This is a genomic window from Sphingomonas sp. PP-CE-3A-406 (genome assembly GCF_003688625.1).
Taxonomy (GTDB): Bacteria; Pseudomonadota; Alphaproteobacteria; order Sphingomonadales; family Sphingomonadaceae; genus Sphingomonas.
In genome coordinates this window covers 584,231-598,702 of sequence record NZ_RCWY01000001.1, presented here as the reverse complement: position 1 = coordinate 598,702, position 14,472 = coordinate 584,231, and the positions used below count along the sequence as shown (strand labels likewise).

The 14,472-nt window shown below is 67.0% G+C and carries 13 protein-coding genes; 6 read left to right on the top strand and 7 right to left on the bottom strand.

What is annotated here, in order from left to right; genetic code table 11:
* The first annotated feature begins 16 nt into the window (after positions 1-16).
* Entirely contained in the window at positions 17-433 is a 417-nt protein-coding gene (locus tag C8J44_RS02490; RefSeq protein WP_121903231.1) for a secondary thiamine-phosphate synthase enzyme YjbQ, read from the top strand.
* Between the two features lie 123 nt (positions 434-556).
* Complete coding sequence (locus C8J44_RS02485) at positions 557-1,183, top strand: CC0125/CC1285 family lipoprotein (RefSeq protein WP_121903230.1); 627 nt, start codon at positions 557-559, stop codon at positions 1,181-1,183.
* 168 nt (positions 1,184-1,351) lie between these two features.
* On the opposite strand, the gene mfd is transcribed toward C8J44_RS02485, so the two are convergent.
* Both mfd and C8J44_RS02475 read right to left on the bottom strand, forming a co-directional pair.
* On the bottom strand, positions 1,352-4,822 hold the full coding sequence (gene mfd / locus C8J44_RS02480; protein WP_121903229.1) for a transcription-repair coupling factor: 3,471 nt from the start codon (positions 4,820-4,822) through the stop codon (positions 1,352-1,354).
* 118 nt (positions 4,823-4,940) lie between these two features.
* Positions 4,941-5,207, bottom strand: coding sequence for a succinate dehydrogenase assembly factor 2 (locus tag C8J44_RS02475; protein ID WP_056048683.1), 267 nt, complete (start codon positions 5,205-5,207; stop codon positions 4,941-4,943).
* Positions 5,208-5,320: 113 nt separating this feature from the next.
* Here C8J44_RS02475 and recG point away from each other — a divergent pair, with 113 nt between their 5' ends.
* Together recG and C8J44_RS02465 are read left to right on the top strand one after the other, a co-directional pair.
* Entirely contained in the window at positions 5,321-7,372 is a 2,052-nt protein-coding gene (gene recG, locus C8J44_RS02470; RefSeq protein WP_121903228.1) for an ATP-dependent DNA helicase RecG, read from the top strand.
* Positions 7,373-7,413: 41 nt separating this feature from the next.
* The gene (locus C8J44_RS02465) at positions 7,414-7,854 is read left to right on the top strand and encodes a DMT family transporter (RefSeq protein ID WP_121903227.1); all 441 of its coding nucleotides are present in this window, start codon (positions 7,414-7,416) and stop codon (positions 7,852-7,854) included.
* Between the two features lie 2 nt (positions 7,855-7,856).
* Here the strand turns inward: C8J44_RS02465 and C8J44_RS02460 are convergent, their stop codons facing one another.
* The 5 genes from C8J44_RS02460 to serS all read right to left on the bottom strand — a co-directional run bounded on the left by C8J44_RS02460 (position 7,857) and on the right by serS (position 12,813).
* Positions 7,857-8,174 carry a PilZ domain-containing protein gene (locus tag C8J44_RS02460; protein WP_121903226.1) on the bottom strand — a complete coding sequence of 106 codons (318 nt, stop codon included), beginning with the start codon at positions 8,172-8,174 and terminating at the stop codon, positions 7,857-7,859.
* A gap of 104 nt (positions 8,175-8,278) precedes the next feature.
* Entirely contained in the window at positions 8,279-9,517 is a 1,239-nt protein-coding gene (tyrS, locus tag C8J44_RS02455; RefSeq protein WP_121903225.1) for a tyrosine--tRNA ligase, read from the bottom strand.
* Between the two features lie 100 nt (positions 9,518-9,617).
* Complete coding sequence (locus tag C8J44_RS02450) at positions 9,618-10,772, bottom strand: M23 family metallopeptidase (RefSeq protein WP_121903224.1); 1,155 nt, start codon at positions 10,770-10,772, stop codon at positions 9,618-9,620.
* Positions 10,772-11,536: a 5'/3'-nucleotidase SurE gene (surE, locus tag C8J44_RS02445; protein WP_121885142.1), complete on the bottom strand. Its 765-nt coding sequence runs from the start codon at positions 11,534-11,536 to the stop codon at positions 10,772-10,774. Before surE ends, C8J44_RS02450 begins: the two co-directional genes overlap by 1 nt.
* Entirely contained in the window at positions 11,536-12,813 is a 1,278-nt protein-coding gene (serS, locus tag C8J44_RS02440; RefSeq protein ID WP_121903223.1) for a serine--tRNA ligase, read from the bottom strand. Before serS ends, surE begins: the two co-directional genes overlap by 1 nt.
* Before the next feature lie 102 nt (positions 12,814-12,915).
* Between serS and C8J44_RS02435 the strand changes: the two genes are divergently transcribed.
* Together C8J44_RS02435 and C8J44_RS02430 are read left to right on the top strand one after the other, a co-directional pair.
* Positions 12,916-13,356, top strand: a complete 441-nt coding sequence (locus C8J44_RS02435; protein WP_121903222.1) for a host attachment family protein — start codon at positions 12,916-12,918, stop codon at positions 13,354-13,356.
* A 229-nt stretch (positions 13,357-13,585) separates the two neighbouring features.
* Entirely contained in the window at positions 13,586-14,098 is a 513-nt protein-coding gene (locus C8J44_RS02430; protein ID WP_121903221.1) for a hypothetical protein, read from the top strand.
* Positions 14,099-14,472: the final 374 nt, after the last annotated feature.

Below are 14,472 nucleotides of genomic sequence, written 5' to 3'. Positions count from 1 at the left end.
CGATCGTTAGGACCCCATGCGCCAAGCCACCACGACCCTAGCCATCGACACCACCCGCCAAGGCCTCGTCGACGTCACCGACAAGATCGCCCGCTGGACCCGCGACCAACGCCTCACCGAAGGCCTCCTGACGGTATTCTGCCGCCACACCTCCGCCTCGCTCCTCATCCAGGAAAACGCGGCGCCCGAGGTTCGAACCGACCTCGAAGCCTATTTCGCCCGCATCGCTCCCGAATCGCACAAGTACGAACACGACGACGAAGGCCCGGACGACATGCCGGCGCACCTCCGCACCGCGCTCACCCAGGTCCAACTCTCGATCCCCCTGATCGACGGCCAAATCGCGCTCGGCACATGGCAGGGCATCTACCTGTTCGAACACCGCCGCCGCCCGCATCGTCGCACGCTCGCGCTGCATGTCATTGGCGAGTAACGCGGATCATGAAAAATGAGTCAGTATGGTGGCGTATTGGAGCGATCCCGTTCATCAACCGTTCCACCATTGACGGCTAATAAGCGGCGTTTCGCCGCATTCGCCGCGAACGGAGACGACACCATGTTCAAGACACCGGGTCGCAAGGTCGCACTCGCAGCGCTCGCAACGGGCGCGCTGCTGCTGGCCGGATGCGCGACCGAGACCGCTTATCGCCCCGCGACGGGGCAGGGGTTCAACCGCACCGGCTACAGCGACCGCCAGGTCGAGCCCGGCCGCTTCCTCGTGAGCTTCGCCGGCAACAGCGTCACGTCGCGCGATACCGTCGAGCGGTACCTCTTCTTCCGTGCCGCCGAGCTGACGTTGCAGAACGGCTATGATTACTACCTGATGGCCGACCGCGACACCAACCTTCAGTCGCGCACCTATACGACGCCGGGTCTCGGTGGCGGGTTCGGATATGGCGGCTTCGGCGGCTACTGGGGTCCGTCGTGGCGCTATTACGGCCGCGGTTTCGGCTGGCGTAACTGGAGCCCCTATGGTGGCTTTGGCGGCGGGTTCGGCGGCGGCTATGGCGGTTTCGGTGGTGGCCCATGGGGCAACGACTTCGATGTCCGCACGATCGATCGCTATGAGGCGACCGCCGAGATCGTGATGCGCAAGGGCCCGATCCCGCGCGACAATATCCGCGCGTTCGATGCGCGCAAGGTTGTGGACAGCATCGGGCCGAGCGTCGTGTTGCCGAAGTAAGCTAAGGCTTCCGCGACGATAAAAAGGCCGGGCTACCCCAGGGTAGTCCGGCCCTTTTGTTACCCTGCTCCCTCTCCCCTGCGGGGAGAGGGCCGGGGTGAGGGGCCGTTGCAGAGGGCAGCGCTCGCGGCGCCCCTCACCCAACCCTCTCCCCGAGGGGGAGAGGGCTTAAGAAGCGGCCTTCGCCAACCCCTTCGACAACTGCAGCGCCCCATGCAGCCGAGCTTTCGGATCGCCCCACGCGCGTTGGAGCACCAGCTTGCTGTCGGGCCGCAACCGCGCGACCCCGTTCAGCCGCTCGACATACGCCAGCAGCTTGTCGATGTTCGGCGGCTTGTCGTCGTGGAACGAGACCAGCACGCCCTTAGGTCCGACGTCGATCTTCGACACGCACGCGCGTTTCGCGTTCAGCTTGATCTCGATGACCTTGATCAGATTCTCGGTCGCATCCGGCAGCGGGCCGAAGCGGTCGATCATCTCGGCCGCGAACGCCTCGATCTCCTGGCTCTCGTCGAGATCGTTGAGGCGGCGATACAGCCCCATCCGCAGGTCGAGATCGGGCACGTAATCCTCGGGAATGAGGATCGGCGCATCGACCGTGATCTGCGGGGAGAAATCGCGCGGCCGCGACGAGGTCATGCCGCCGGCCTTGGCGTCCATGATCGCCTCTTCCAGCATCGCCTGGTAGAGTTCGAATCCGACCTCCTTGATATGCCCGGTCTGCTCGTCGCCGAGCATGTTGCCGGCACCACGGATATCGAGATCGTGGCTCGCCAGCTGGAAGCCAGCCCCCAGCGAATCGAGATCGGACAACACCTTCAGGCGCTTCTCCGCAGTCACCGTCATCTGGCGCTCGGGCGGCGTCACCAGATACGCATAGGCCCGCGTCTTCGATCGTCCGACGCGCCCGCGCAACTGGTACAGCTGGGCGAGGCCGAAGCGGTCGGCGCGGTGGACGATCATCGTGTTGGCGGACGCGATATCGATCCCGCTCTCGATGATCGTGGTCGAGACGAGCACTTCGAACTTCTTGTCGTAGAACGCCGACATCCGCTCCTCGACCTCGGTCGGCGACATCTGGCCGTGCGCGACGACGAAGCGAATCTCGGGCACCTGTTCGCGCAGGAAATCCTCGATCTCAGGCAGATCCGCGACGCGCGGCGTGACGACGAAGCTCTGCCCGCCACGGTAATGCTCGCGCAGCAGCGCCTCGCGCAGCACGACCGGGTCGAAGGGCATGATGTACGTCCGCACCGCGAGACGATCGACCGGCGGGGTCTGGATGACCGACAGCTCGCGGATCCCCGACATCGCCATCTGCAGCGTGCGCGGGATCGGCGTCGCGGTCAGCGTCAGCATGTGGACGTCCGCCCGCAGTGCCTTGAGCCGCTCCTTGTGCGTCACGCCGAACCGCTGCTCCTCGTCGACCACGACCAGCCCGAGGCGCTTGAAATCGATGTTCTTCGCCAGCAGCGCATGCGTGCCGATGACGACGTCGATCGTGCCGTTCGCGAGCCCCTCCTTGGTCGCCTTCGCCTCGCTCGCGGTCACGAGCCGCGACAGGCGGCCCATGTTCATCGGGAAGCCTTCGAAGCGGGCGACGAAGTTGTTGTAGTGCTGGCGTGCGAGCAGCGTCGTCGGGCAGACGATCGCGACCTGCTTGCCGCCCATCGCCGCGACGAAGGCGGCGCGCAACGCGACCTCGGTCTTGCCGAAGCCGACGTCGCCGACCACCAGTCGGTCCATCGGTTTGCCCGCGGCGAGATCGCCGAGCACGTCCTCGATCGCGCGGTCCTGGTCCTCGGTTTCCTCGTACGGGAAGCGATCGACGAAGCTGGGATACCCGCTCGCATCGGGTTCGAGCACGTCGCCCGGATGCAGCGCACGTTCGGCGGCAGTCGCGATGAGTTCGCCGGCGATCTCGCGAATCCGCTCCTTCATCTTCGACTTGCGACGCTGCCAGCCCTCGCCGCCAAGCCGGTCGAGCGTCGCGCCTTCCTCGGACGAGCCGTAGCGCGAGAGGACGTCGATATTCTCAACCGGCACGTACAGCTTGTCGCCGCCGGCATAGCTCAGCGCGACGCAATCATGTGGGCTCTGGCCAACCGGAATCGAGGTAAGGCCCTCGTAGCGGCCGATGCCGTGCTCGGTGTGGACGACCAGATCACCCGGCGTCAGCGTCGCGAGTTCGGCGAGGAACGCGTCGGCGGACTTCTTGCGCTTCTTGCGGTGGACGAGGCGGTCGCCGAGCATGTCCTGCTCGGTGAGCACCGCGATCCCCGGCGCGGTGAAGCCGTGATCGAGCGGCAGGACGATCAGCGCGACGCCGAAGCTGCGCGCAGTGTCGGCGATGCCGAGCGCGTCCTGCCACGTCTCGGCGTGCTTGCCGCCTTTCATGCCGTGGTCGGCGAGCAGGCTCCCAAGGCGTTCCCGCGCGCCGATCGAGTAGCTGGCGAGAATAGGTTTCCGGCCCTGCTTGCGCAGTTTCTCGACGTGATCCGCGACGGCTTCGTAGATGTTCGCCTGCGCCGCGCGCTCGGGACCGAAATCGCGTGGGCCGTCGACGTCGAAGTCGAGAACGGTGTCGCTCGGCGGTTCGTGGAACGGGGAGGTGATATGCGCGGCGAACGCCTCGACGCCGCCGGACCATTCCTGCGCGTCGAGATAGAGCGCCTTGGCGGGCATCGGACGATAGCTGCCGGGCTGGGCGGCCTCGGCGCGCTTGCGGTTCTCGTAATAGTCGGCGATCGATTCGAGCCGGCTCTCCACCGCCGCGGCGACGCCGTTGTCGCGCACCACCACGTCGTCGGCGCCGAGATGGTCGAACAGCGTCGCCATTTTCTCTTCGAACAGCGGGAGCCAATGCTCCATGCCCGCGATGCGGCGGCCTTCGGAGATCGCTTGGTACATCGGATCGCCGGTCGCCGTCGCGCCGAAAGCGTCGCGGTAGCGGGTGCGGAAGCGCTTGATCGAGTCCTCGTCGAGCAGCGCTTCGGAGGCGGGGAGCAGGACGAAGCCGTCGATCCGGCCGGTGGTGCGCTGATCCGCCGCGTCGAAGGTACGGACGCTCTCGATCTCGTCGCCGAAGAAATCGAGTCGCAGCGCGTGGTCTTCGCCCGACGGGTAGAGATCGACGATCCCGCCGCGCACCGCGTACTCGCCCTGGTCGTGGACGGTGTCGGTGCGGACATAGCCGTTCGCCTGGAGCAGCATGGCGAGCTTGTCGCGGCCGATCCGTTCGCCGGGCGCAAGCCGCGCGACGAGCTGGCGGATGCGGAACGGGGTGAGGACGCGCTGCGTCGCCGCGTTCGCAGTAGTCAGTAGGAGCTGCGGACCTTTCTGCTTGCCCTGGAGTCGCTGGAGCGCGGCAACACGCTCGGCCATGATGCGGAGCGTCGGCGAGGCGCGGTCGTAGGGGAGGCAATCCCAGGCCGGGAAGCTCAGCACTTCGAGATCGGGCGCGAAATACGCCGCGGTCGAGGCTACCGCGCGCATCGCCGCATCGTCCGGCGCGATGAACACCGCGCGGGTCTTCGCGGCGCGCGCGAGGTCGGCGAGCAGCGACGGCTGGAAGCCGGACGGTACGCCGGAGAGGATCAGCGGGCTCGTCGAGGAAAGGATCGTCTTGAGGTCTGGCATTGTTTTCCTAAAGCCCTCTCCCCGCCGGGGAGAGGGTTGGGTGAGGGGCTGTTCCGGGCGCCGCACTGCTTGGCTGCCCCTCACCCCGACCCTCTCCCCGGAGGGGAGAGGGAGTATGTTACTTCACGACCGTCACGTAGTTGATGTCGCGCATCGCCTGCATCATCGGGCCGTCCCACTCGGGGGGGCACACGATCGAGCCGATCGCCCAGCCCATGATGTCGACGTCCTGTTCCTCCAGCAGCGCCTCGAACCAGTCGAGCTCTTCCGGTGTCCACGTCCGTCCATAGGTCGCGAAGAATCCGCCGATCATCATGTCGGCTTCGCGCGTGCCGCGGTGCGAGCTGCGAAAGCCCAGGCGCTTGAGGCGGGTCTCGTGGTCCATTTCGAACTCCAAACACGAAGAGCCGGCGACCGCTGGCGGGCCACCCTGCAAACTACTACTTTGCTGGGACCTGTAGCAGCGAGCGTCGGCTAGGCTATAGAGGCCAGATAGTCATGCGACCCGAAATCCTCAATCCGCTGTTCGCCGAAACCCTCGTCCTGAAGGGGGTGGGGCCCGCGCTCGCCAAGCCGCTCGACCGGCTCGGGCTCGCGCGCGTCGTCGACGTCGCCTTCCATCTGCCGACCGGCTACGTCGATCGCCTGCCGCGCACCGAGCTGATGTCGAGCGATGCCGGGCGGATCATCACGATCACGCTGACCCCGCGCGACTACAGGATCAGCGCCGGCCGCGGCCCAACGCGGGTGCAGGCGACCGACGAGCACGGTAATTACGTCAGCCTCGTATTCTTCGGCGGGAGTTCGGGCTGGGCGAAGAAGCTGCTGCCGATCGGCGAGGCCAAGCGCATCTCTGGCCGGCTCGACGAATACGGGCAGGAATTGCAGATCGTCCATCCCGACATCGTCGAGCCGGACGAGGAGCTGCGCGAGCGCGAGCCGATCTATCCGCTGTCGGAAGGCCTCACGTCGCGGCGGCTGGCGGCGTTGACCACGCAGGCGGTCGCGCGCGCGCCGGACCTGCCCGAGTGGATCGAACCTGGGCTGAAGGCAAAACGCGAATGGCCGGGCTGGCACGAGTCGCTCGAACGCATCCATGCCGACCCGTCGGATGCCAAGGCACGCGAACGGCTGGCGTATGACGAGGTATTCGCGAACCAGTTGGCGATGACGATCGTCCGCGCGGACACCCGCAAGCGGCGGGGGCGGGCGCTGCAGGGCGACGGACGGCTGCGCGATATGTTGAAGCTCCCCTACACGCTGACCGGCGCGCAATCGCGGACCGTCGGCGAGATCGAGGGCGATCTCGCGCAGACCGCGCCGATGCTGCGGCTGCTGCAAGGCGATGTCGGTTCGGGCAAGACGCTGGTCGCGGCGATGGCGATGCTGATCGCGGTCGAGGCAGGCGCGCAGGCGGCAATGCTCGCGCCCACCGAAATCCTCGCGCGTCAGCATTACGAGACGCTCCGGAAAACGCTCGCCGGGCTGCCTATCGAGATCGGTGTGCTTACCGGTCGCGACAAGGGCCGCGTACGCGAGGCGACGCTGATGGCGCTAGCGAGTGGCGAGATCGACATCCTCGTCGGTACGCACGCGATCTTCCAGGACGCGGTCGGCTACAAGGACCTGGGGCTCGTCGTTGTCGACGAGCAGCACCGCTTCGGCGTCGCGCAGCGGATGACATTGCAGGCGAAGGGCGTCGCGCCGCCACATCTGCTCGCGATGACCGCGACGCCGATCCCGCGCACGCTGACGCTCGCCCAGTACGGCGAGATGGACGTCAGCCGCCTCGACGAGATGCCGCCGGGCCGCCAGCCGATCGAGACGCGGGTAATCTCCGAGGACCGGCTCGACGACGTCGTCAACGCGCTCGGCCGGCATCTGGCGGATGGCGGTCAGGCCTATTGGGTCTGCCCGCTGGTGGAGGAAAGCGAGAAGAGCGACCTCGCCGCCGCCGAAATGCGCGCGGAAACACTGCGCGCCCGCTTCGGCGACAAGGTCGCACTGGTCCACGGTCGCATGAAGCCGGCGGAGAAAGACGCGGTGATGGCCGAGTTCTCGGCTGCGCGCGCGTCGGTCCTCGTCGCGACGACGGTGATCGAGGTAGGCGTCGACGTCCCCAACGCGACGCTGATCGTGATCGAGCACGCCGACCGCTTCGGCCTCGCCCAGCTCCACCAGCTCCGCGGGCGGGTTGGGCGCGGCACCGGGCGATCGATCTGCCTGCTCATGCGCGGGTCGTCGCTCAGCGAAACATCCCGCGCGCGTCTCGCGCTGATGCGTGAGACCAACGATGGTTTCCGCATCGCCGAGGAGGATCTGCGCCTCCGCGGCGCGGGCGAACTGCTCGGCACGAAACAGTCGGGCGAAATGGCGTTCCGGCTCGCGACGCCGGACATGATGGCCGACCTGCTGCAATGCGCGCACGACGACGCGCGGCTGCTGATCGATCGCGACGGCGGGCTTGAAGGACCGAGAGGGCAGGCGGCGAGGACGGCCTTGTACCTGTTCGACCGCGATGCCGGGGTAGCGCTGCTGCGATCGGGGTAAGACCTGTTGCTTTCGTCCGCGCGGGACGACACGGGGGACGCATGCCAGCACTCTTCCCGATCCTCATCGTCCTGCTCGCCGGCGTCGGGCTGGCGGTCCAGCCGCCGACCAACGCTGCGTTGGCAAAGGCGTCCGGCTCGGTCTGGCTGGCATCGCTCGTGTCGTTCGCGATGGGCACCGCGATCCTGTTCGCGATCTGGGCGGCGGCCGATCGGACGATGCCGTCGGCTTTGAAGGGCGCACCGGGCTGGGCCTGGCTTGGCGGGCTTTACGGTGCGTGCTTCGTCGCTGCGCTGGCCTATGCGGCGCCGCGTCTAGGGCTCGCATCCGCGTTGACGATCGCGGTCGGGAGCCAGTTGGTGACCGCTTTGGTACTCGACCGGTTCGGTCTGCTCGGGCTCAGCGCCCAGCCGATCAGCCTCATGCGCGTCGCGGGCGTCGTGCTGGTGATCGGCGGCGTGCTGCTCGTCCGCGCCGGCTGACGTCAGCTGTTGCGGACCATCACCGTGAGCATGCCGTAATAATCGGAGAGCGGTATCGTCCGTTCGAGTTCGCAGCCAATCCGTCCGCCCAGCGACCAGCGCACGATCGCATCGACTCCGCCCAGGATCGGCAGGGCGATACGCAACCGGTCGCCAGCCTCAGGTGCCCCCTCGCACCGCGCCATGAGCCCGTTCGCGGACATGTTGACCAGTACCAGCTTCATCTTGCGGCCGTCGCCGTCGATCGCATGCGTGCGGTGCATCACCTCGTCGCGCGGTTCGCCGCGATGGTCTCGAACAGCCGTGGCATAGTTTGGCATCGGACGTCCCCCGTTTCGAAGATCACCGACTTAACCCATTTGCGGTGAAGCCGGTGCAAACGGGGATGCTTAATACCGTGTTTGCCGTAACATAAAGGCGTTGGTTACGAAGGGGTTAGCATCCCGTGTCGCTTCTTCCCGAGGCTCAGGCGCACCGGCGCCGCGACGTCGATCGAGGCGGTCGGCTCCTTCACGGCCTCACCATCGACCCGCACCGCGCCCTCGGCGATCTTGCGGCGGGCTTCGCCGTTGGACGCGACGAAGCCCAGACTGACCAGCGCCTCGACTAGCCCAATCGCGCCGCCGGCGACGGCAAAGCTCGGCAAAGAGTCGCCCGAAGCGCCTTCCTCGAACGTCTTCCGCGCAGTCTCGGCGGCCTGTTCGGCAGCATCGCGACCGCGGCACATCGCGGTCGCTTCGTTGGCGAGGACGATCTTGGCGGCGTTGATCTCGGCGCCTTCGAGCGCCTCGAGACGCGCGATCTCGTCGAGCGGGAGGTCGGTGAACAGCTTCAGGAAGCGGCCGACGTCGCGATCGTCGGTGTTGCGCCAGAACTGCCAGTAATCGAAGTGCGGCAGCTGGTCCTCGTGCAGCCAGACCGCGCCCGACATCGTCTTGCCCATCTTGCCGCCGTCCGCGGTCGTGATCAGCGGGGTGGTCACGCCGTAGACCTCGGTCGAGTCCATCCGACGCGCGAGTTCGATGCCGTTGACGATGTTGCCCCACTGATCCGAGCCGCCCATCTGCAACCGGCAGTCGGCGCGCCGCGACAGTTCGAGGAAGTCGTACGCCTGAAGGATCATGTAGTTGAATTCGAGGAAGCTCAGCGACTGTTCGCGGTCGAGACGGAGCTTGACCGAGTCGAACGCGAGCATCCGGTTGACCGAGAAATGCTGGCCGACATCGCGCAGGAACGGGATGTATTCGAGCGCGTCGAGCCACTCGGCATTGTCGAGCATCACCGCGTCGGTGGGCCCCCCCACCTCGCCCTCGGGCGCGAAGGTCAGGAAGCGTTCGAAGATACGGCGGATCGAGGCGACGTTGGCCTTGATCCCGTCCTCGCCGAGCAGCTTGCGCGCTTCGTCCTTGAAGCTCGGGTCGCCGATCTTGCCGGTGCCGCCGCCCATCAGGACGATCGGCTTATGCCCGGTCTGCTGGAGCCGACGGAGCAGCATGATCTGGACGAGACTGCCGACGTGGAGCGACGGAGCGGTCGGATCGAAGCCGATATAGCCGGGCACCACCTGCTTGCCGGCGAGCGCATCGAGCGCGGCGGCATCGGTCATCTGGTGGACATAGCCGCGCGAGGTCAGCGTGGTGAGCAGGTCGGACTGGTAGGTCATGGTGCGTCTCTTTCCCCTTCCGCTTGCGGGAGGGGTTAGGGGAGGGGCTTCCACGCCCCCATGCCCTCCCCCGACCCCTCCCGCAAGCGGGAGGGGGGATTCAGCTCCGTGGCAACTGCGACGTGGGGTCTACGGGGGTTCGACCCTTGCGAAGTTCGAAGTGGAGTTCGGGGCGATCCGCGAAGCCCGTGTCGCCCGACAGCGCGATCGTCTGGCCGCGCTTCACGCTCTGGCCGCGCTGGACGAGCAGCTTCGACGCGTGGCCGTAGACGCTGGTCCAGCCGCCGCCGTGCTTGACGATCACCAGACCGCCGAGCGCGGCGATGCCGTCGCCGACATAGGCGACGACGCCGTCAGCCGCGGCGTGGATCGGCGTCGCCATCGGCACCGCGATCTTGATGCCGTCGTTGCGCTCGCCGCTTGCGCCGGGGCCGAAGCGCTTTACGACCCTGCCGTCGACCGGCCAGAGGAAACCGCCGCTCGCGATCCTCGCGGGGGCGGTTACCACGGCGTTCGACGGCAGCACGCGTCGCGGCGTCGCGATCGGTTTCGCCGGTGCCTGGTTATTGGCGAGCGCCGGCTCGCCGCCGGTCAGGATGTCGTCGATGTCGAGCTTGAACGCCGAGGCGCGTTCCGCGGCACTGGGCCTGCCGCCGCCGGGGGCGTCGGGGATCAGGACCCGTTGGTCGGCGCGCAGCACGTATGGCTCGACCAGCGCGTTGGCCGAGACGATCCGCGACCATTCGACGCCATAGGCACGCGCGATCGCGATGCCGGTCTCGCCGCGCCGGACCTGGTGATAGCGCCCGCCGGGGATCGTCAGCCGCTCGCCGGTCTCGATCGTGTAGGGCGAGTCTAGACCGTTCGCGCGCGCGATCGCCTCGAGCCCCGCACCGCTCCGATCGGCGACCTTGCTCAGCGTATCGCCGGGCTGCACGAGATACGTCGTGTCAGGGATCGTCTTGGCATCAGCGCGGACCGGACGCGCCTCCCAGGCCGGGCGCGGCGCGGGCAGGGTCGTCACCGCGCCGGTATCGCGGCCGGGTCGGTCGTCGGACCTGTCCTGCGGTACGGCCTGATCCCGACGAGGTGGCGGATTGTAACGCTGAACGGGTGGATCGCGGTACGGGCGCTGCGGACGACGGTCAGGGGCCGGCTGGCCGTAGCCGGCGGGGCGTTCGACCTGCGGAATGCACGCGGCGAGCCCGAGCAACGGCAGCGAGGCCGCCGCCAGCAGGGACCGCGCGCGGACCATCACCGATAGGCCTGGGTGAGCACGTCCAGCGATTCGGTGTGGGTCAGGTCGAGATGCAGGGGCGTCACCGAGACGAATCCGTCCGCGGTCGCTTCGAGATCGGTCGCATGCGCCGGCGTCTCGACCGTCCGACCCAGCGCGAACCAGTGATATTCGTAACCGCGTGGATCGGTGTTGGTGACGATTTCCAACCGCCCGTAGTCCCGCAGGCCCTGGCTGACCACACGCACGCCCTTTACCGCATCGGCGGGGCCGGCGGGAAAGTTGACGTTGACCAGCGTTCCCGGCGCCATCGGTGCGTCGAGTAACGGCCGCAACACGCGCTCGCCCCAGGCCGCCGCCGCCTCGAACGGCACGCTGTCGCCCATGCCCTCGCGACTGTAGATCTGGCTCAACGCGATCGACCGGATGCCGCCCAGCGCGCCCTCCATCGCCGCCGACACCGTGCCCGAATAGGTCACGTCCTCGGCAAGGTTCGCGCCCCGGTTGACGCCCGACAGGATCAGGTCGGGCGGGCAATCCTTCATGATCTTGGCGAGCGCCATCATCACCGCGTCGGTCGGCGTGCCCGCGACGGCATACCGCTTCTCGCCATGCTTCCGCACCCGGATCGGCCGCGAGAGCGTGAGCGAATGGCCGGCGCCCGATTGTTCCTCGGCGGGTGCAACGATCCAGACATCGTCGGACAAGGTCCGGGCGATCGTCTCCAGCACCTTCAGACCGGGCGCATGATAACCGTCGTCGTTTGTCAGCAGGATCCGCATCAGCGCTTGGGCTCCAATATGGTCAGCCCGCCAAGATACGGCTGAAGCACCGTCGGTACCGCGACCGAGCCGTCTTCCTGCTGGTAGTTTTCCAGCACCGCAACGAGCGTCCGCCCGACCGCTAGCGCGGAGCCGTTGAGCGTGTGGACGAACCGCGTGCCTTTCTCGCCCTCGGGCCGATAGCGTGCGTTCATCCGACGTGCCTGGAAGTCGGTGCAGGTAGAGACGCTGCTGATTTCACGATAGCGCGCCTGGCCCGGCAGCCAGACTTCGAGATCGTAGGTGCGTGCCGCGGTGAAACCCATATCGCCGGTGCATAGGAGCATCCGCCTGAACGGTAGCTGCAACGCGTCGAGCACGCCTTCCGCGCAGGCGGTCATCCGCTCATGCTCGGCCTCGGACATGTCGGGGGTGACGATCGAGACCATCTCGACCTTGTCGAACTGATGCTGGCGGATATAGCCGCGCGTGTCGCGACCCGCAGCGCCCGCCTCGGAGCGGAAGCACGGCGTCAGCGCGGTGAAGCGCAGCGGCAGTTCGGCCTCGGCGAGGATCTGTTCGCGGACGATGTTGGTGAGGCTCACCTCCGCGGTGGGTATCAGCCAGCGACCGTCGGTCGTCCGGAACAGGTCCTCCGAGAACTTGGGGAGCTGGCCGGTACCGAATACGGCCTCGTCACGGACGAGAAGCGGCGGCGACACCTGCTCGAAGCCCGCTTCGGCGACGTGATCGAGCATGAACTGGCCAAGCGCGCGTTGCAGCTTGGCGGCCGGCCCACGGACGAGCGTGAAGCGTGCGCCCGACATCGCCGCACCGGTCTCGAAATCGAGGCCGATCGCAGGACCGATCGCATCATGCTCGCGCGCCGTGAAAGCAAAGGTCGCTGGCGTGCCACGCGTGTGGACGAGCGCGTTGTCGTCCTCGCCGCCGCCCTCGGGCACGTCGGTCGCGGGAAGGTTGGGGATCGCGGCAAGCATGGCCTGGAGTTCGCTACCAAGCCGCGCTTCGTCGGCTTCCAGAGCGGGCAGCGCCTCCTTCAGGCTCGCGACTTCAGCCATCAAAGCCTGCGCCTTGACCTCGTCCTTCTGCGCCTTGGCCTGGCCGATCGCCTTCGACAGTTCGTTGCGGCGGGTCTGCGCGGTCTGCGAGTCCGCGATCGTCGCGCGGCGCTGCTCGTCGAGCGTCACCAGCGAAGCGGACTGCGGTGCGACACCCCGCTTGGCGAGGGCGGCGTCGAAGGCGGCGGGATCGTCGCGGATCAGGCGTATGTCGTGCATGGCTGGGCTATGCCGAGGGCTGGCGGCGTACGCAAGGCGGCGCAACCTCCCCGGTACCCGACGCGTTCACTCCGCATACGCATAGCGAAAAGGAGAGACCGCATGCAGCTTCCCCACAACTCCGTCGTGCTTGTCGCGGACGGCCGGAAAATGCTGTTCCTGCGCAATGAGGGCGACACCGAGTTCCCCAATCTCGTCGTCGAAAAGGCGCAGGAGCAGGACAATCCGGCGACCCGCGATCAGGCTACCGACTCCGCAGGCCGGGCCTCATCGCCACAGGGCGGCGTGCAGAGTTCGGTCGAGCCGACCGATTTCCACCAGATCGAGGAAGACCGTTTCGCTGCCGACGCCGCCGACTTCCTGAAGAGCGGTGCGCTGAAGAACACCTATGACTCGCTGATCGTGGTCGCGCCGCCGAAGACTCTCGGCGAACTGCGCAAGCATTATCACAAGGAAGTGGTCAGCCGCCTCAAGGGCGAACTCGACAAGGACCTGACCGGACATCCGATCAAGGATATCGAGAAGGCACTCAAGAACGCCTGATTGCCGCTAACAAAAAAGGCCCCGGTGGATCGATCCACCGGGGCCTTTTTCCTGCTCGTTGCCGATATGGCCGGTTCAGGCCTTGGCCGCCGCCGGTTTCGCGAACCGCTTGCGGGCCACCAGCGCGGCTGCGGCGGCGCCGAACAGTAACACCATCGGCGGCGCGGGGACGGGGGCGGGCGGGCCACCGCTGGATCCTGGCGGATCGCCATGATGACCGCCGGAACTCGTGCTGCTGCTGGTCGACGTGCTGCTTGCCGATGAGGTCGACGAGGCGGAGGAGGTGCTGCTGCTCGATGCCGACGTCACGTTGCCGCTGGACGACGACGAGACATTGCCGCTCGAGGACGAAGACACGTTGCCGCTCGACGAGGACGATACGTCGCCACTCGATCCGCCCGATGCCGATGTGCTGCTGACGCCGCCGGTCGACGACGACGTCGACCCACCGCTCGAGGTCGACGAGATCACGATGCTGCCGCTCGATCCGCCGCCACCGCCGCCGAAGCCCCCCCCGAAGCCGCCGCCAAATCCACCCGATCCGCCGAAGAAACCGCCGCTGCCGCCGACCACGACGGGAACGCCACCACCGCCACCGCCGCCGATGAAGCCGCTACCGACCGGCGCGATCGCGGGGTTTGGTGCCGCATTGGCGACCGTGACGATCGTCGGCGTGCAGGCGGTGCTGGTCGTCGTCGTTACCCGGCGACGCAGGCGCGGGCGGGCAACCGACGCGACCTGACGATGAACCGCATGTTTCACCAGGACGCGCTTGGTGTTCGCGGTCCGTGCCGGCCGCTCGGCGACGTGCACCGCACCCCCGCCGATCAACGCACCGCCGCATGCGCATGCGCACAATTTAGCCAGAGCCATCCTCACCGACATATCGTCATTCTTTCATTGTCGACATTCGCTGTAATGCCGCACCCCGTCCGCAGCTTGCATCCTGCTATCCGACTAACTGCAAAAGAAACGGTTAAGTGCAACCGCATTATCCGAACCTAGTATAGGTAACGAACTATTTACGCATCCATAGCTGACACGATCGACGTTAACGTGCCGGGCTGGGACATAAAAGCACCAAAAGCAGGCGCGTGCCGCGGTATCGGGGGCGTG

Bases quoted from the DNA above. Each gene is read 5' to 3' on its own strand.
- C8J44_RS02465 (WP_121903227.1), top strand. From the start codon at position 7,414: ATGCCAGCACTCTTCCCGATCCTCATCGTCCTGCTCGCCGGCGTCGGG.
- C8J44_RS02435 (WP_121903222.1), top strand. From the start codon at position 12,916: ATGCAGCTTCCCCACAACTCCGTCGTGCTTGTCGCGGACGGCCGGAAA.
- tyrS (WP_121903225.1), bottom strand. From the start codon at position 9,517: ATGACCTACCAGTCCGACCTGCTCACCACGCTGACCTCGCGCGGCTAT.
- C8J44_RS02490 (WP_121903231.1), top strand. From the start codon at position 17: ATGCGCCAAGCCACCACGACCCTAGCCATCGACACCACCCGCCAAGGC.
- C8J44_RS02475 (WP_056048683.1), bottom strand. From the start codon at position 5,207: ATGGACCACGAGACCCGCCTCAAGCGCCTGGGCTTTCGCAGCTCGCAC.
- surE (WP_121885142.1), bottom strand. From the start codon at position 11,536: ATGCGGATCCTGCTGACAAACGACGACGGTTATCATGCGCCCGGTCTG.
- C8J44_RS02450 (WP_121903224.1), bottom strand. From the start codon at position 10,772: ATGGTCCGCGCGCGGTCCCTGCTGGCGGCGGCCTCGCTGCCGTTGCTC.
- serS (WP_121903223.1), bottom strand. From the start codon at position 12,813: ATGCACGACATACGCCTGATCCGCGACGATCCCGCCGCCTTCGACGCC.
- C8J44_RS02485 (WP_121903230.1), top strand. From the start codon at position 557: ATGTTCAAGACACCGGGTCGCAAGGTCGCACTCGCAGCGCTCGCAACG.
- recG (WP_121903228.1), top strand. From the start codon at position 5,321: ATGCGACCCGAAATCCTCAATCCGCTGTTCGCCGAAACCCTCGTCCTG.
- mfd (WP_121903229.1), bottom strand. From the start codon at position 4,822: ATGCCAGACCTCAAGACGATCCTTTCCTCGACGAGCCCGCTGATCCTC.
- C8J44_RS02460 (WP_121903226.1), bottom strand. From the start codon at position 8,174: ATGCCAAACTATGCCACGGCTGTTCGAGACCATCGCGGCGAACCGCGC.